The sequence below is a fragment of the Streptomyces sp. NPDC015532 genome (assembly GCF_043078065.1).
GTDB lineage: Bacteria > Actinomycetota > Actinomycetes > Streptomycetales > Streptomycetaceae > Streptomyces.
Genome location: NZ_JBIBSY010000010.1, coordinates 136,087 through 148,949 on the forward strand (window position 1 = coordinate 136,087; position 12,863 = coordinate 148,949).

Genomic DNA, 12,863 nt, shown 5'->3' on the forward strand with positions numbered 1-12,863 from the left:
TTCCCGGGCAGCTCAACTCATCGGCATGCGGGGGAACTTGCGGCCCGCCTCGGCCCGCTCCGCCGCTTCCTCGGCCTTGACTTCGGCCGCGTACCGGTCGACGTACTCCTGCTCGGAGAGCGCCAGGATGGCGTACATGATCTCGTCGGTGATGGCGCGCAGGACGGCCTTCTCGCCCTCCAGCCCGGCATAGCGCGAGAAGTCGAGCGGCTTGCCGAAGCGGATGACCACGGGATGGATCCGCGGGAGTTTCCTGCCCGGGGGCTGGGCCTCGAAGGTGCCGATCATCGCGCAGGGCACGACCGGGGCCTGAGCCCGCAGGGCCATCACCGCGACCCCCACCTTGCCCTTGTAGAGGCGTCCGTCGTGCGAGCGGGTGCCCTCGGGGTAGATCCCGAGCAGCTCGTCCTTGTTCAGCACGCCAAGGCCCTCGCGGATGGCGGCCTGCCCCGCTTCCTTGCCCGACCGGTCCACCGGAATCTGTCCGATGCTGCGGAAGAACGCCGCCGTCAGCCGCCCCTTGACGCCGGGTCCGGTGAAGTACTCGGCCTTCGCCAGGAAGGTGATCCGGCGCTTCAGGATCGCCGGCATCAGGAAGTGGTCGGCGAAGGACAGGTGGTTGCCGGCCACGATGGCCCGGCCCGACGACGGTACGTGCTCAAGGCCCTCGATCCGGGGCCGGAAGACCAGTCGCAACAACGGACCCAGAAGCACGTACTTGAGCACGTAATAGAACACTGGGGCACTCCTCGTTTTCCCCGGGAGCGATCAGTGTAGGCGCGGCCGTCGCCGGGCGTAACCAGCGTGGTGTCACTCTCTGTGGCCTCTTGGCCGGTATCAGACCCCTTGCGTCAGGACTTTCTCAAGAGACCCCAGAGCCGACCGGAGTTCCGCCGCCGTGATGGTCAGCGGCGGCGCCAGCCGGATGGTGGAGCCGTGGGTGTCCTTGACCAGAATCCCCTCGTTCATCAGGCCCTGGCTGATCTCGCGGCCCGTGCCGATGGAGGGATCGATGTCGACGCCCGCCCACAGCCCCCGTGACCGGAAGCCCTCGACGCCCCGGCCCACCAGGGCCGTCAGCCCGTCCCGCAGGAGGACGCCCAGCTCGGCCGCCCTGCGCTGGTACTCACCGGTCTCCAGCAGCCCGACGACCGCCGAGCCGACCGCCGCGGCCAGCGGATTGCCGCCGAACGTCGAGCCGTGTTCACCCGGACGCAGCACACTCAGCACGTCCCGGCGGCCGACGACCGCGGAGACCGGCACGATGCCGCCGCCCAGTGCCTTGCCCAGCAGCAGCAGGTCGGGGACGACCGACTCGTGCTCCACCGCCAGGGTGGTGCCGGTGCGGCCGAGCCCGGACTGGATCTCGTCCGCGACGAAGAGGCAGCCGGTGCGGCGGGTGAGCTCGCGGACGCCGGCGAGATAGCCGTCGTCCGGGATGATCACGCCCGCCTCGCCCTGGACGGGTTCGAGCAGCACCGCGGCCGTCGTCTCGTCGATCGCCGCTTCCAGCGCGGCCAGGTCGTTGTACGGCACGACCCGGAAGCCGGGCGTGAAGGGCCCGAAGCCCGCGCGGGCACCCTCGTCGGTGGAGAAGCTGACGATCGTGGTCGTACGGCCGTGGAAGTTGTCGGCCGCCACCACGATGGTGGCCCGGTCCGGCTCGACGCCCTTGACCTCGTACGCCCATTTACGGGCCACCTTGATGGCGCTCTCCACCGCCTCGGCGCCCGTGTTCATCGGCAGGACCATGTCCAGGCCCGTCAACGCGGCCAGGGACTCGGCGAATCCGGCCAGCTGGTCGTTGTGGAAGGCACGTGAGGTCAGGGTGAGCCGGTCGAGCTGGCGGTGCGCCGCCTCGATCAGCACCGGGTTGCGGTGGCCGAAGTTGAGCGCGGAGTAGCCCGCCAGCATGTCGAGATAGCGCCGCCCCTCCACGTCCTCGACCCAGGTGCCCTCGGCGTGCGCGACGACCACGGGCAGCGGGTGGTAGTTGTGCGCCAGGACGGGGCCCTCGGCTCGGATCAGTTCCTCGGAGCTGCGTGTACCTGCGCCGGCGGGCTCGGTCGCGCGGGCGGGAGCGGTCATGAACGGATCTCCTGTGTGCAGCACTTGATGCCGCCGCCGGCCTTGTGGAACTCCGACAGGTCGACGGGGACGGGGACGTAGCCATGGTGGACCAGGCGGTCGGCGAGGGCCTCGGCGCGGGGCGCGATGAACACGTGTCGGCCGTCCGAGACGGAGTTGAGGCCGAAGGCGAGGGCGTCCTCACGGGTGGCGAGCACCGCGTCGGGGAACAGCCGGCCCAGCACCTCGCGGCTGCCGGGCGAGAAGGCCTCCGGGTAGTACGCGATGTTGTCCTCGTCGAGGACGAAGAGCGCGGTGTCCAGGTGGTAGAAGTGCGGGTCCACCAGGCGCAGGCTGATGACCGGGACGCCGAAGAACTCCTGGACCTCGCGATGGGCCTCGGGCGTGGTGCGAAAACCCGTTCCGGCGAGGATGCAGCGGCTCGTCGGGACGAGATCGCCCTCGCCCTCGCACACCGACTCCGGGCGGTAGACGTCGAAACCGGCCGTCTTGAACCAGGTCTCGTACGCGGTGGACTCGGGGCGGCGCTCGGGTGCGTGGAAGGACGAGCCGAAGACACGGCCCCCCAGGACGAGCGCGCAGTTCGCGGCGAAGACCATGTCAGGAAGCCCGGGGACCGGCTCGACGGAGTCGACGGTGTGGCCGTGTGCGCGATAGGCGCTGATCAGCGCCTGCCACTGATCTCGCGCGAGATCGACGTCCACGGGGGTGTCGGGACGCATCCAGGGGTTGATCGCGTACTGAACGGCGAAGTGTCTGGGTTCGCAGACGAGAAAGCGCCGGGGGCGCGGCACACGGCTTTCGGACACAGAGAGGTTCCTCCGCTTCCTGCGGTGTCGGCTGGTGGGATGCCTCCACGGTAAGAAGCGAGAGCCGGGCACGACAAGCGACGAGAGCTGCGCGTATACGCAGGATTGCTGCGTGATCGGCAGGTTCAGCGCACGTTTCCTGCGTCGTCCGGGGCCGCGTGCGTCGCCCCGGCCTCCGGGGCCTCGGGCAGCAGATGGGACAGCACCATGTAGCTGATCGTCTTCCGGATGAACGGCTCCACCCGGATCCGCTCCAGGACCTCCTCGAAGTGCTCCACATCGACGGCCCGTACATGCAGCAGCGCGTCCGCGCCCCCGGTCACCGTCATCGCCGCGGTGATCTCCGGATGGTTGCGCATCACCTCCGCGAGCCGCCTGGGCGGGGCCGCGCCCTCGCAGTACACCTCCACGTACGCCTCCGTACGCCAGCCGAGCGCCGCGGGTTTCACCGTGGCCGTGAACCCGGTGATCACGCCGGTCTCGCGCAGCCGGTCGACGCGGCGCTTGACCGCCGTCGCCGACAGTCCGATCGCCGCGCCGATCTCCGCGAAGCTCGTCCGGGCATTGGCCATCAGGGCTGTGACGATCTTGCGGTCGAGCTCGTCGAACATCGGGGGCTTGCTGTTCATGGGCGCACTTTATCCAGCGGCGACCACTGCCCGGCCGGCGGCGACGGCCGTGTCCGGCACATGTCCAGCCGCGCGAATCGCTCCTACACTCCACTCTCATGCTGCGCGCGCTCGCCGTCGACGACGAACAACCCTCCCTCGAAGAGCTGCTGTATCTGCTCAACGCCGATCCCCGGGTCGGCAGCGCCGAGGGCGCGAGCGACGCGACCGAGGCGCTGCGCCGCATCAACCGGGCCCTCCAGTCGGGCCCCGGCGGCCCCGAGGCGATCGACGTCGTCTTCCTCGACATCCACATGCCCGGCCTGGACGGGCTCGACCTGGCCCGGCTGCTCGGCGGGTTCGCCCAGCCGCCGCTTGTCGTGTTCGTCACCGCCCACGAGGGATTCGCCGTGCAGGCCTTCGAACTCAAGGCCGTCGACTACGTCCTGAAGCCCGTGCGCCGCGAGCGGCTCGCCGAGGCGGTCCGGCGGGCCGCCCAACTGCGGGACACCGCACCCCTCATCCCCGTCCACGAGCCCGACCCCGACCACATATCCGTCGAACTCGGCGGCGTGACCCGCTTCGTGGCCGTCGAGGACATCACCCACGTCGAGGCCCACGGCGACTACGCCCGGCTGCACACCGCGCAGGGCAGCCACCTGGTCCGCATCCCGCTGTCCACCCTCGAAGAACGCTGGCGCTCCCGCGGCTTCGTCCGCATCCACCGGCGCCACCTCGTCGCCCTGCGCCACATCGGCGAACTCCGCCTGGACGCGGGCACGGTGAGCGTCCTCGTCGACTCCGTCGAACTCCAGGTCAGCCGACGGCACGCCCGCCAACTGCGCGATCTGCTGCTGCGCCGGACCACGAGCTGAGGAGCACCGCGTGCCGCAGGACCCCACCGAACGCCGTGTCGTGGTCACCGGAGCGCCCCGGCGCACCCGGCAGACCTCCGGCTACTACCGGCCGAGGACCGAGATCGACGAACAGACCACACTCGGCCACACCTACGTACGATCTCTGATGCGCAGTCAACTCCGCGCGGCGATGGTGGTGTTCGCCGTTCTGGTCCTCCTCGTCGGGCCGCTGCCGCTGGTCTTCGCCGCGATGCCGGAAGGAGCCACCCTGGAATGGGCCGTCCTCGGCTTCTGCCTCTACCCGCCGCTCGTGCTGCTCGCCCGCTGGTACGTACGGCGCGCGGAACGCAACGAGAGGGACCTCGTGCGCCTGGTCGAGGACCGCTGAACCGTGAACGAGAACTACTCCGTTCCCGCCGTCGCCCTCGTCGTCCTCGCGACCGTCCTGGTCGGCGCGTTCGGGCTGCGCATCTCCCGGACCACCTCCGACTTCTACGTCGCCTCGCGCACCGTGGGCCCCCGGCTCAACGCGGCCGCGATCAGCGGCGAATACCTCTCCGCCGCCTCCTTCCTGGGCATCGCCGGCCTGGTGCTCGTCCAGGGACCCGACATGCTCTGGTACCCGGTCGGTTACACCGCCGGCTATCTCGTGCTGCTCCTCTTCGTCGCGGCACCCCTGCGCCGCTCCGGCGCCTACACCCTGCCCGACTTCGCGGAGGCCCGGCTCGGGTCCCAGGCCGTCAGACGGCTCGCCGGGGCCTTCGTCGTCGGCGTCGGCTGGCTCTATCTCCTGCCCCAACTCCAGGGAGCGGGGCTGACGCTGGCGGTGCTGACCGACGCACCCGACTGGTTCGGCGGGGTACTGGTCGCCGTCGTCGTGGTGGCCACGGTCGCCGCGGGCGGCATGCGCAGCATCACCTTCGTCCAGGCCTTCCAGTACTGGCTCAAGCTCACCGCCCTGCTCGTCCCCGCGCTCTTCCTGATCCTCGCCTGGCAGTCCCACGGCGCCCCCCGCGACGCCTTCGAGGAGCCGCCGGCCTTCCGCGAACAGCGCCTCGTCCAGATCGATTCCACCCTCGACCTGAAGCTGTCCCGGCCACTGGCCGTCACCGCCACGGGCACCGTCGACGGCCGCCGGTACGAGGGCGCGCGCGTCCGGCTCCCGCGGGGCACCCACCGCATCGACAGCGGCACCCGGCTGACCTTCGACCGGGGCACTCCGGTCCCGGCGGCCGAACGCGGCAGCGACGACGCCCTGTCGGCCTCCCCGGCCGCCGGCCGCGAGGAACGCCCGCTCTACGCCACGTACGGACTGATCCTGGCCACCTTCCTCGGCACGATGGGCCTCCCGCACGTCGTCGTCCGCTTCTACACCAGCCCGCACGGCGTTGCCGCCCGCCGCACCACGGTCGCCGTACTCGGCCTGATCGGCGCCTTCTATCTCCTGCCGCCCGTCTACGGAGCGCTGGGCCGGCTGTACGCCCCCGAACTCAGCCTCACCGGCGACGCGGACGCCGCCGTCCTGCTCCTGCCCGACAGGATGATCGGCGGGGTCGGCGCGGACCTGCTCGGGGCGCTCGTCGCGGGCGGTGCCTTCGCCGCGTTCCTCTCGACGGCGTCCGGGCTCACCATGGCGGTCGCCGGCGTGCTCACCCAGGACGTCCTGCCCTCCCGCGGTGTCCGGCACTTCCGGCTCGGCACCGTCCTGGCGATGGCCGTACCGCTCGCCGCGAGCGTGCTGGTGGGCGGGCTGCCCGTCGCCGACGCGGTGGGGCTGGCGTTCGCCGTGTCCGCGTCCTCCTTCTGCCCGCTGCTGGTCCTCGGCATCTGGTGGCGGCGGCTCACCCCGCCCGGGGCGGCGGCCGGGATGATCGGCGGCGGCGGCGCGGCCCTCGTGGCCGTCGGTGCCACCATGGCCGGCTCCCCGGGCACGACGGGCTCCCTGCGCGCGCTGCTCGCCTGGCCCGCGCTCTGGTCGGTGCCGCTCGGCTTCGTGACCATGGTGCTGGTCTCGCTGGCCACCCCCGCCCGCGTACCGGCCGGGACGGCCGCGATCCTCGCCCGTTTCCACCTGCCGGAGGAGCTCACGGACGGCCACGTCCGCGCGGCGGCCGCCGGGACAGCGGGCGCTGCGGCGGGCGCGACGGCGGGCACGAAGGAGGCCGGGCCATGAGGGACCCGGGCGACGGATCGCGGGCCAGGGGGCCGCGTGGCGGTTGGCTGCGGGGTGAGAGGCCCCGGGCCGGGTGGCCGCGATCCCGCCGGCCGCTGGAACGGGGGGTGAGCCGGTCGTCCCGGCGCTGGTCGCGCCGATCGTCCGGGCGCTGGTCGTGGTGGTTGTCCGCGCGGTGGTCGTGGTCGTCGTGCCGGCGGGTCGCGCGCCGATCGTCCGGGTCCGGGTCCGGGTCCGGGCCGGGCCGGACGTCGGCGTGCGGCTTCGGGGCGGGGGTGCTGAGCCGGTGAGCGGGTTCATCGCCGGGCTGTGTGTGGCCGTGCTCCCCCTGCTGGCGGCCGGATTCTGGCTCGGCAGGCGTACCGCGCGGCCGGAGAACCTCGGAGGACTGGGCACCCCGGTCGAGCACGCCACCTTCCAGACCCTGCACACCGCCTCGCTCGCCGCGCCCCCGCTCCGCGCCGGACTCACCGAGGAGACGGCCCGCCGCTCAGCCCGGCGGCTGCGCACCCTGCTCGGCACGGACGCCCTGTGCCTCACCGACCAGGAGACGGTCCTCGCCTGGGACGGCGTCGGCGCCCACCACCGCACCGAGGTCATGGAACGTCTCGGCGGCCCGCTGGAGACCGGCCGGGGCGAGGCCTTCAGGCTGACCTGCGACGAGCCCGACTGCCCGCTGCGCTGGGCCGTCGTCGCGCCGCTCACCGTCGACGAACGGGTGCACGGAGCGCTCGTGGCCTGCGCGCCCCGCGAGTCCGCGGTCCTCGTACGCGCCGCGGGCGAGGTCGCGCGCTGGGTCTCCGTCCAACTGGAGCTGGCCGACCTCGACCGGTCCCGGACCCGGCTGATCGAGGCGGAGATCAAGGCGCTTCGCGCGCAGATATCACCGCATTTCATCTTCAACTCGCTCGCCGTGATCGCCTCGTTCGTCCGCACCGACCCGGAGCGCGCCCGCGAGCTCCTTCTGGAGTTCGCCGACTTCACCCGCTACTCGTTCCGCAGGCACGGCGACTTCACCACGCTCGCCGACGAGCTGCACGCCATCGACCACTACCTGGCGCTCGTCCGGGCCCGCTTCGGCGAGCGGCTGTCCGTCACTCTCCAGATCGCGCCCGAGGTGCTGCCGGTCGCGCTGCCCTTCCTCTGCCTCCAGCCCCTGGTGGAGAACGCCGTCAAACACGGTCTGGAGGGCAAGACCGACAAGAGCCACATCAGCATCACGGCGCAGGACGCCGGCGCGGAGGCGCTCGTGGTCATCGAGGACAACGGCGTGGGCATGGACCCCGACCGGCTGCGCCGCATCCTGTCCGGCGAGGCCAGCCCCTCCGGGGGGATCGGCCTCTCCAACGTCGACGAACGGCTGCGCCAGGTGTACGGCGACGATCACGGGCTGGTCATCGAGACCGCGGTGGGAGCGGGAATGAAGATCACCGCCAGGCTCCCCAAATACCAGCCCGGCGTGCACTCGGCCGCCCGGCGTCCCCGGTAGTGACGGCCTGACCCGGCGGCCGGACCTGGCGAAGGGGCCCGATGGCCGGACCTGGCGAAGGGACCCGATGGCCGGACCTGGTGAAGGGCCCGGTGGTCGGACCCGCCAAAGATGCCGGGCCCGGCGGACCGGGGGAGAGGCCCGGCCGGTGCGCCGGGCTCGCGGTCAGGCGCTGCGGGAGACCACCATCCCCAGGGTGATCAGACCGAGCACGACCCAGCCGAACCACAGCCAGCCGTTGCTGCCCAGTGCCACCGTGTAGGCCGTCACGACGACGAGCCCGCCCACGGTGAGCACCCCCATCGTCTTCGTCGAACCGGGCATCGCAACACCCTCCTCCAGGCGGGTCCGCGACGCGGGCCGTGGCCTTTGGGGCCATTTTCACCCGGAGGGACGTGCTTCGCCAGGGCCGTGCGGACTCCCGAGGCCCTGGGCGGAGCCGGAAGTCAGCGGCTGCGCGCGTTGAGGGAGGCCAGATAGGCGTTGTAGGCCTCGAGTTCCTTGTCGCCGTCCCGGTCGGCGGCGCGGTCCAGGCGCTTGGCCTGCCGCTGCTCGGAGTTGTACCACTGGAAGAGCAGGGCGAGCAGGACGAGGACGGAGGGGATCTCGCTGAACGCCCAGGCGATCCCGCCGGCGGCGGTCTGGTCGGCGAGCGCGTCGATGCCGAGGGAGGCCGGCGGGTTCTTGTACGACTCGACCATCGGCCCCGAGGCCATCATCAGCGCGATGCCGAAGAACGCGTGGAACGGCATCCCCGCGAACAGCTCCAGCATCCGCATCAGATAGCCCGGGCGGTGCGGGCCCGGGTCCACGCCCATGATCGGCCAGAAGAAGAAGAGGCCGACCGCGAGGAAGTGGCACATCATCACCACGTGGCCCGTGGTGGAGCCCATCAGGAAGTCGAAAATGGGGGAGAAGTACAGCGCGTACAGGCTCGCGATGAACATCGGGATGGTGAACGCCGGGTGCGTGACGACCCGCATGTACCGGCTGTGCAGGAACATCATCAGCAGTTCACGCGGACCCTTGCTGCCCCGCTTGGCGGCCACCGGCAGCGCGCGCAGCGCCAGCGTGACCGGTGCCCCGAGCAGGATCAGGATCGGGGACAGCATGCTGATCACCATGTGCTGGACCATGTGCACGCTGAACATGACCATGCCGTAGTCGTTCAGTCTGGTGCACAGGACGAGCATCACCGTGAGCACGCCGGCCACGAAGGAGGCCGTACGGCCCCACGACCAGGCGTCGCCGCGCCGGGCGAGCCGGACGACTCCCCAGCCGTACAGCCCGAGCCCGAGCAGGCACGCGACGAGGAAGAACGGGTCGGTGGACCACGCGAGCCCCCGCCCCAGCGTGAACGGCGGCAGATCCATGGTCATGCCGTGCCCGCTGTGATCCATCCGCCGGCTCCTGTTTCTGGGGGTGCCTCCCCGGCCCTTTTAAGGCACTGGGGGAGGTTGTGCGCTGTCTGTCCGCACCAGAGTAGAACCGCCCCCGGCCGCGGCTGCGACCGGGGGCGGTTCTGCCGCGTCCGTCTCAGAGCACGCACTCCGCCTCGGCGTAGCGCTCGTCCGGCACCGTCTTCAGGGTCTCGACGGCCTCCGCGAGCGACACCATCACGATGTCGGTCCCGCGCAGCGCGGTCATCATCCCGAACTCGCCCCGGTGCACGGCCTCCACGGCGTGCCACCCGAACCGGGTCGCGAGCACGCGGTCGTACGCCGTCGGGGTGCCGCCCCGCTGCACGTGGCCGAGGATGACCGGGCGGGCCTCCTTGCCGAGCCGTTCCTCCAGCTCGATGGAGAGCTGCCGGGCGATGCCCGCGAAGCGCTCGTGGCCGTAGATGTCCTTGCCGCCCTCGTCGTACCGCATGGAGCTGCCCTCGCGGGGCTTCGCGCCCTCGGCGGCGACGACGATGGCGAACCGCTTGCCCGCCTCGAACCGTTCGCCGACCCGCGCGGCCAGCTCCTCGATGTCGAAGGGCCGCTCCGGCACGACGATGGCGTGGGCGCCGGCGGCCATGCCGGAGTGCAGCGCGATCCAGCCGGTGTGGCGGCCCATGACCTCCACGATCAGGACGCGCTGGTGGGACTCGGCGGTGGTCTTCAGCCGGTCCAGGGCCTCGGTCGCGACACCGACGGCCGTGTCGAAGCCGAAGGTGACGTCCGTGACCGCGATGTCGTTGTCGATGGTCTTCGGCACGCCGACGATCGGCAGGCCGCCGTCCGACAGCAGGCGGGCCGCCTTCAGCGTGCCCTCGCCGCCGATCGGGATGATCGCGTCGAGTCCGAGGTCCGCGACGTGCCCCTTGGCCCGCTCCACACCGTCACGCAGATGCGCGGGCTGGACCCGGGAGGAGCCGAGCATGGTGCCGCCGCGGGCCAGGATGCCGCTCACCGCGTCGAGGTCGAGCTTGAGGTAGTCGCACTCCAGAAGACCCTTCCAGCCGTCCCGGAAGCCGATGACCTCGTCGCCGTGGTCGACGACGGCGCGGTGTACGACCGACCGGATGACGGCGTTCAGGCCGGGGCAGTCGCCGCCGGACGTGAGGACACCAATGCGCATAGCCCGAAATACCTTCTCAACGTGGTCCGGGGACCGGACCACGTTGTCCGGCAAGGATGCCCGCCACCCTACCGGCGGGAGGGGCCCGCGCCGTACCGTGCGTCCGCCTGCTGGACGCACCCGCTCACCTGTGCGGATGCGGTTTCAGACGGGCTCCGGGCGGGGCCGGACGGGCCCGTTTCGTGAAGCGGAAACGGTTCTTCCCGGGAAACGCAAAGAGGAACCGTTCCTCCTTGAGAAACGGTTCCTCCGGCCCGCCGGAGCGGGCAGGCGCTACGCGGGCTGCTGGGCGGACGCGATGCGCTCGGAGCGCAGCGCCTCGTACCAGCGGTCGTCGGTCGGCGGCAGCGCGTTGACGTCGAGGGCCAGCTTCAGCAGCAGGTCCGCGATCTGCGGGTTGCGGGCGAGGACGGGACCGTGCATGTACGTGCCGAACACGGTGTCGTTGTACGCGCCCTCGGTGCCGTCACCCGTGCCGTTGCCCTTGCCGAGCCGCACGTTCGCGAACGGGCGGGCGGTGGGTCCGAGGTGGGTGACGCCCTGGTGGTTCTCGAAGCCGGTGAGCTGGGGCAGACCGAGCCGCGGGTCGATGTCCGCGAGGACGTCGCCGACGCACCGCTCGCCCTCACCGCGCACCGAGACCACGTCGAGCAGGCCGAGGCCCGGCTCGCGCTGGCCGAGGTCGTTGATGAACTCGTGCCCGAGGATCTGGTAGCCGGCGCAGACGGAGAACACGATCGCGCCGTTGCCGACCGCGCGCTCCAGACCGCCGTCGCGGCGCAGCCGTTCCGCGGCGAGCCGCTGCGGCCGGTCCTCGCCGCCGCCGATGAGGTAGATGTCACCGGAGGTCGGGACCGGCTGGTCGCTGCGCACGTCGACACGGGCCACGTCGAGGCCGCGCTGACGCGCCCGGCGCTCCACGACGAGGGCGTTGCCCTGGTCGCCGTAGGTGCTGAGCAGGTCTGGGTAGATCCACACCAGGCGCAGGCTGTTGTCCGTCATTCTCTTCGTCCTCCGTGGCTCAGTTGCCGACACGACGCCTCAAGTCCTGGAATGCGGTGTAGTTCGCGATGACCTCGATGCGTCCGGGCGGCGCCATCTGCACGGCCTGGTCGAGGGTGTCGCAGACCTGGAACTGCTGGTTGGCGACTTCGAGGCGGACGGCGAGGTCGAGCTTGCGGTCGCCGAGAACGAAGATCGGGTGTCCGGTCAGGCGGGTGTAGTCGACGTCCCACAGCCAGGAGGTGTCCGTGCCGTCGGCGCCGCGCGCGTTCACCGACAGGATGACCGGGGTCGGCGGCGGGTCGATCAGGGAGAAGGTCTCCAGCCAGCCCGCGGGGTTCTTGGCGAGCAGCAGACGCAGATCGCGCTCCATGAACTGGACCACGTCGTAGCGTCCGGCCACCGCCTGCACCTGGTACATGCGCTCCAGGGCGACCTGCGGCGGCACTCCGAAGACGGCGGCCACGGCGGCCGAGGAGGCGGCGTTCGCCTTGTTGGCGCGGCCCGGGAGCTGGAGGTGGATCGGCCACGCGGAACCGTGCGGGTCGAGGACGTGGTCCCCGGACAGCGCCCAGGTCGGCGTGGGACGGCGGAAGCCGCAGTCGCCGCAGAACCAGTCGTCGCCGGGGCGCTGCATGACGCCACCGCACGACGGGCAGGACCAGGCGTCTTCCTTCCACATCTGGCCCGCCGCCACCCACATGACGTTCGGCGAGGAGGACGCGGCCCAGACCACCAGCGGGTCGTCGGCGTTGGCGACCACGACGGCCTTGGAGCCGGCCAGCCCCTCGCGCCAGTGCTCGGCCATCATCCGGGTCTCGGCTGCCCGGTCGAGCTGGTCGCGCGAGAGGTTCAGCAGCGCGATGCACTTCGGGTCGGTGTCACGTGCCACACCGGCGAGGTACTTCTCGTCGACCTCGATGACCGCGAACTTGGCGTCCGAGCCGCCGGCCAGCGCCGAGGTGATGCCCGCGGGCATGTTGGCACCGAGCGCGTTGGACACGACCGGGCCGGCGGCGCGCAGCGCCTCCGCGATCAGCCGGGTCGTCGTGGTCTTGCCGTTGGTCGCCGACACCAGGATCACGTCCAGGTGTGTGGCGAGTCTCGCCAGCAGGTCGGGGTCGAGCTTGAGCGCCACCCGGCCGCCGATCACCGATCCGCTGCCGCGTCCGGCGGCTCGCGAGACGGCTGCCGCCGCCTTGCCCGCCGTCACGGCCAGCTTGGCCCGCGGCGACAGCGGGTCCGAGTTGCCTGACATCGTTTCTCGATCCT

13 protein-coding genes are annotated in these 12,863 nt (G+C 71.4%); 4 read left to right on the top strand and 9 right to left on the bottom strand.

The window, feature by feature from the left end:
* Window positions 1-12: 12 nt before the first annotated feature.
* The 4 genes from ACF07B_RS27305 to ACF07B_RS27320 all read right to left on the bottom strand — a co-directional run bounded on the left by ACF07B_RS27305 (window position 13) and on the right by ACF07B_RS27320 (window position 3,526).
* Window positions 13-738: a lysophospholipid acyltransferase family protein gene (locus tag ACF07B_RS27305; RefSeq protein ID WP_392180863.1), complete on the bottom strand. Its 726-nt coding sequence runs from the start codon at window positions 736-738 to the stop codon at window positions 13-15.
* A gap of 99 nt (window positions 739-837) precedes the next feature.
* Window positions 838-2,088, bottom strand: coding sequence for an ornithine--oxo-acid transaminase (gene rocD / locus ACF07B_RS27310; RefSeq protein ID WP_369479842.1), 1,251 nt, complete (start codon window positions 2,086-2,088; stop codon window positions 838-840).
* Window positions 2,085-2,897: a dimethylargininase gene (ddaH, locus tag ACF07B_RS27315; RefSeq protein WP_392180864.1), complete on the bottom strand. Its 813-nt coding sequence runs from the start codon at window positions 2,895-2,897 to the stop codon at window positions 2,085-2,087. Before ddaH ends, rocD begins: the two co-directional genes overlap by 4 nt.
* Before the next feature lie 125 nt (window positions 2,898-3,022).
* A complete protein-coding gene (locus tag ACF07B_RS27320) occupies window positions 3,023-3,526 on the bottom strand; it encodes an Lrp/AsnC family transcriptional regulator (protein ID WP_369479840.1) in 504 nt (167 codons plus the stop codon).
* 98 nt (window positions 3,527-3,624) lie between these two features.
* Between ACF07B_RS27320 and ACF07B_RS27325 the strand changes: the two genes are divergently transcribed.
* From ACF07B_RS27325 to ACF07B_RS27340, 4 genes are all read left to right on the top strand, one after another.
* Entirely contained in the window at window positions 3,625-4,380 is a 756-nt protein-coding gene (locus ACF07B_RS27325) for a LytTR family transcriptional regulator DNA-binding domain-containing protein (protein WP_362400944.1), read from the top strand.
* Between the two features lie 10 nt (window positions 4,381-4,390).
* Window positions 4,391-4,750 (top strand): hypothetical protein, encoded by a 360-nt coding sequence (locus tag ACF07B_RS27330; protein WP_392180865.1) that lies wholly within the window; start codon window positions 4,391-4,393, stop codon window positions 4,748-4,750.
* A 3-nt stretch (window positions 4,751-4,753) separates the two neighbouring features.
* Window positions 4,754-6,535, top strand: a complete 1,782-nt coding sequence (locus ACF07B_RS27335; protein WP_392180866.1) for a cation acetate symporter — start codon at window positions 4,754-4,756, stop codon at window positions 6,533-6,535.
* Between the two features lie 286 nt (window positions 6,536-6,821).
* Window positions 6,822-8,024 carry a histidine kinase gene (locus ACF07B_RS27340; protein WP_362400953.1) on the top strand — a complete coding sequence of 401 codons (1,203 nt, stop codon included), beginning with the start codon at window positions 6,822-6,824 and terminating at the stop codon, window positions 8,022-8,024.
* A gap of 165 nt (window positions 8,025-8,189) precedes the next feature.
* On the opposite strand, the gene ACF07B_RS27345 is transcribed toward ACF07B_RS27340, so the two are convergent.
* The 5 genes from ACF07B_RS27345 to ACF07B_RS27365 all read right to left on the bottom strand — a co-directional run bounded on the left by ACF07B_RS27345 (window position 8,190) and on the right by ACF07B_RS27365 (window position 12,849).
* Window positions 8,190-8,348: a hypothetical protein gene (locus ACF07B_RS27345; RefSeq protein WP_326789151.1), complete on the bottom strand. Its 159-nt coding sequence runs from the start codon at window positions 8,346-8,348 to the stop codon at window positions 8,190-8,192.
* 122 nt (window positions 8,349-8,470) lie between these two features.
* The gene (locus tag ACF07B_RS27350) at window positions 8,471-9,424 is read right to left on the bottom strand and encodes a cytochrome c oxidase assembly protein (RefSeq protein WP_392180867.1); all 954 of its coding nucleotides are present in this window, start codon (window positions 9,422-9,424) and stop codon (window positions 8,471-8,473) included.
* 136 nt (window positions 9,425-9,560) lie between these two features.
* Complete coding sequence (locus ACF07B_RS27355) at window positions 9,561-10,589, bottom strand: 6-phosphofructokinase (protein ID WP_392180868.1); 1,029 nt, start codon at window positions 10,587-10,589, stop codon at window positions 9,561-9,563.
* A gap of 273 nt (window positions 10,590-10,862) precedes the next feature.
* Window positions 10,863-11,591: a glutamine amidotransferase gene (locus tag ACF07B_RS27360; RefSeq protein ID WP_355773674.1), complete on the bottom strand. Its 729-nt coding sequence runs from the start codon at window positions 11,589-11,591 to the stop codon at window positions 10,863-10,865.
* A gap of 19 nt (window positions 11,592-11,610) precedes the next feature.
* Entirely contained in the window at window positions 11,611-12,849 is a 1,239-nt protein-coding gene (locus ACF07B_RS27365; protein ID WP_328665558.1) for a MurT ligase domain-containing protein, read from the bottom strand.
* Window positions 12,850-12,863: the final 14 nt, after the last annotated feature.

Excerpts from the sequence above, each read along its gene's own strand:
- ACF07B_RS27345 (WP_326789151.1), bottom strand. The coding sequence starts at position 8,348 with ATGCCCGGTTCGACGAAGACGATGGGGGTGCTCACCGTGGGCGGGCTC.
- ACF07B_RS27325 (WP_362400944.1), top strand. The coding sequence starts at position 3,625 with ATGCTGCGCGCGCTCGCCGTCGACGACGAACAACCCTCCCTCGAAGAG.
- ACF07B_RS27365 (WP_328665558.1), bottom strand. The coding sequence starts at position 12,849 with ATGTCAGGCAACTCGGACCCGCTGTCGCCGCGGGCCAAGCTGGCCGTG.
- ACF07B_RS27320 (WP_369479840.1), bottom strand. The coding sequence starts at position 3,526 with ATGAACAGCAAGCCCCCGATGTTCGACGAGCTCGACCGCAAGATCGTC.
- ACF07B_RS27355 (WP_392180868.1), bottom strand. The coding sequence starts at position 10,589 with ATGCGCATTGGTGTCCTCACGTCCGGCGGCGACTGCCCCGGCCTGAAC.
- ACF07B_RS27360 (WP_355773674.1), bottom strand. The coding sequence starts at position 11,591 with ATGACGGACAACAGCCTGCGCCTGGTGTGGATCTACCCAGACCTGCTC.
- rocD (WP_369479842.1), bottom strand. The coding sequence starts at position 2,088 with ATGACCGCTCCCGCCCGCGCGACCGAGCCCGCCGGCGCAGGTACACGC.
- ACF07B_RS27350 (WP_392180867.1), bottom strand. The coding sequence starts at position 9,424 with ATGGATCACAGCGGGCACGGCATGACCATGGATCTGCCGCCGTTCACG.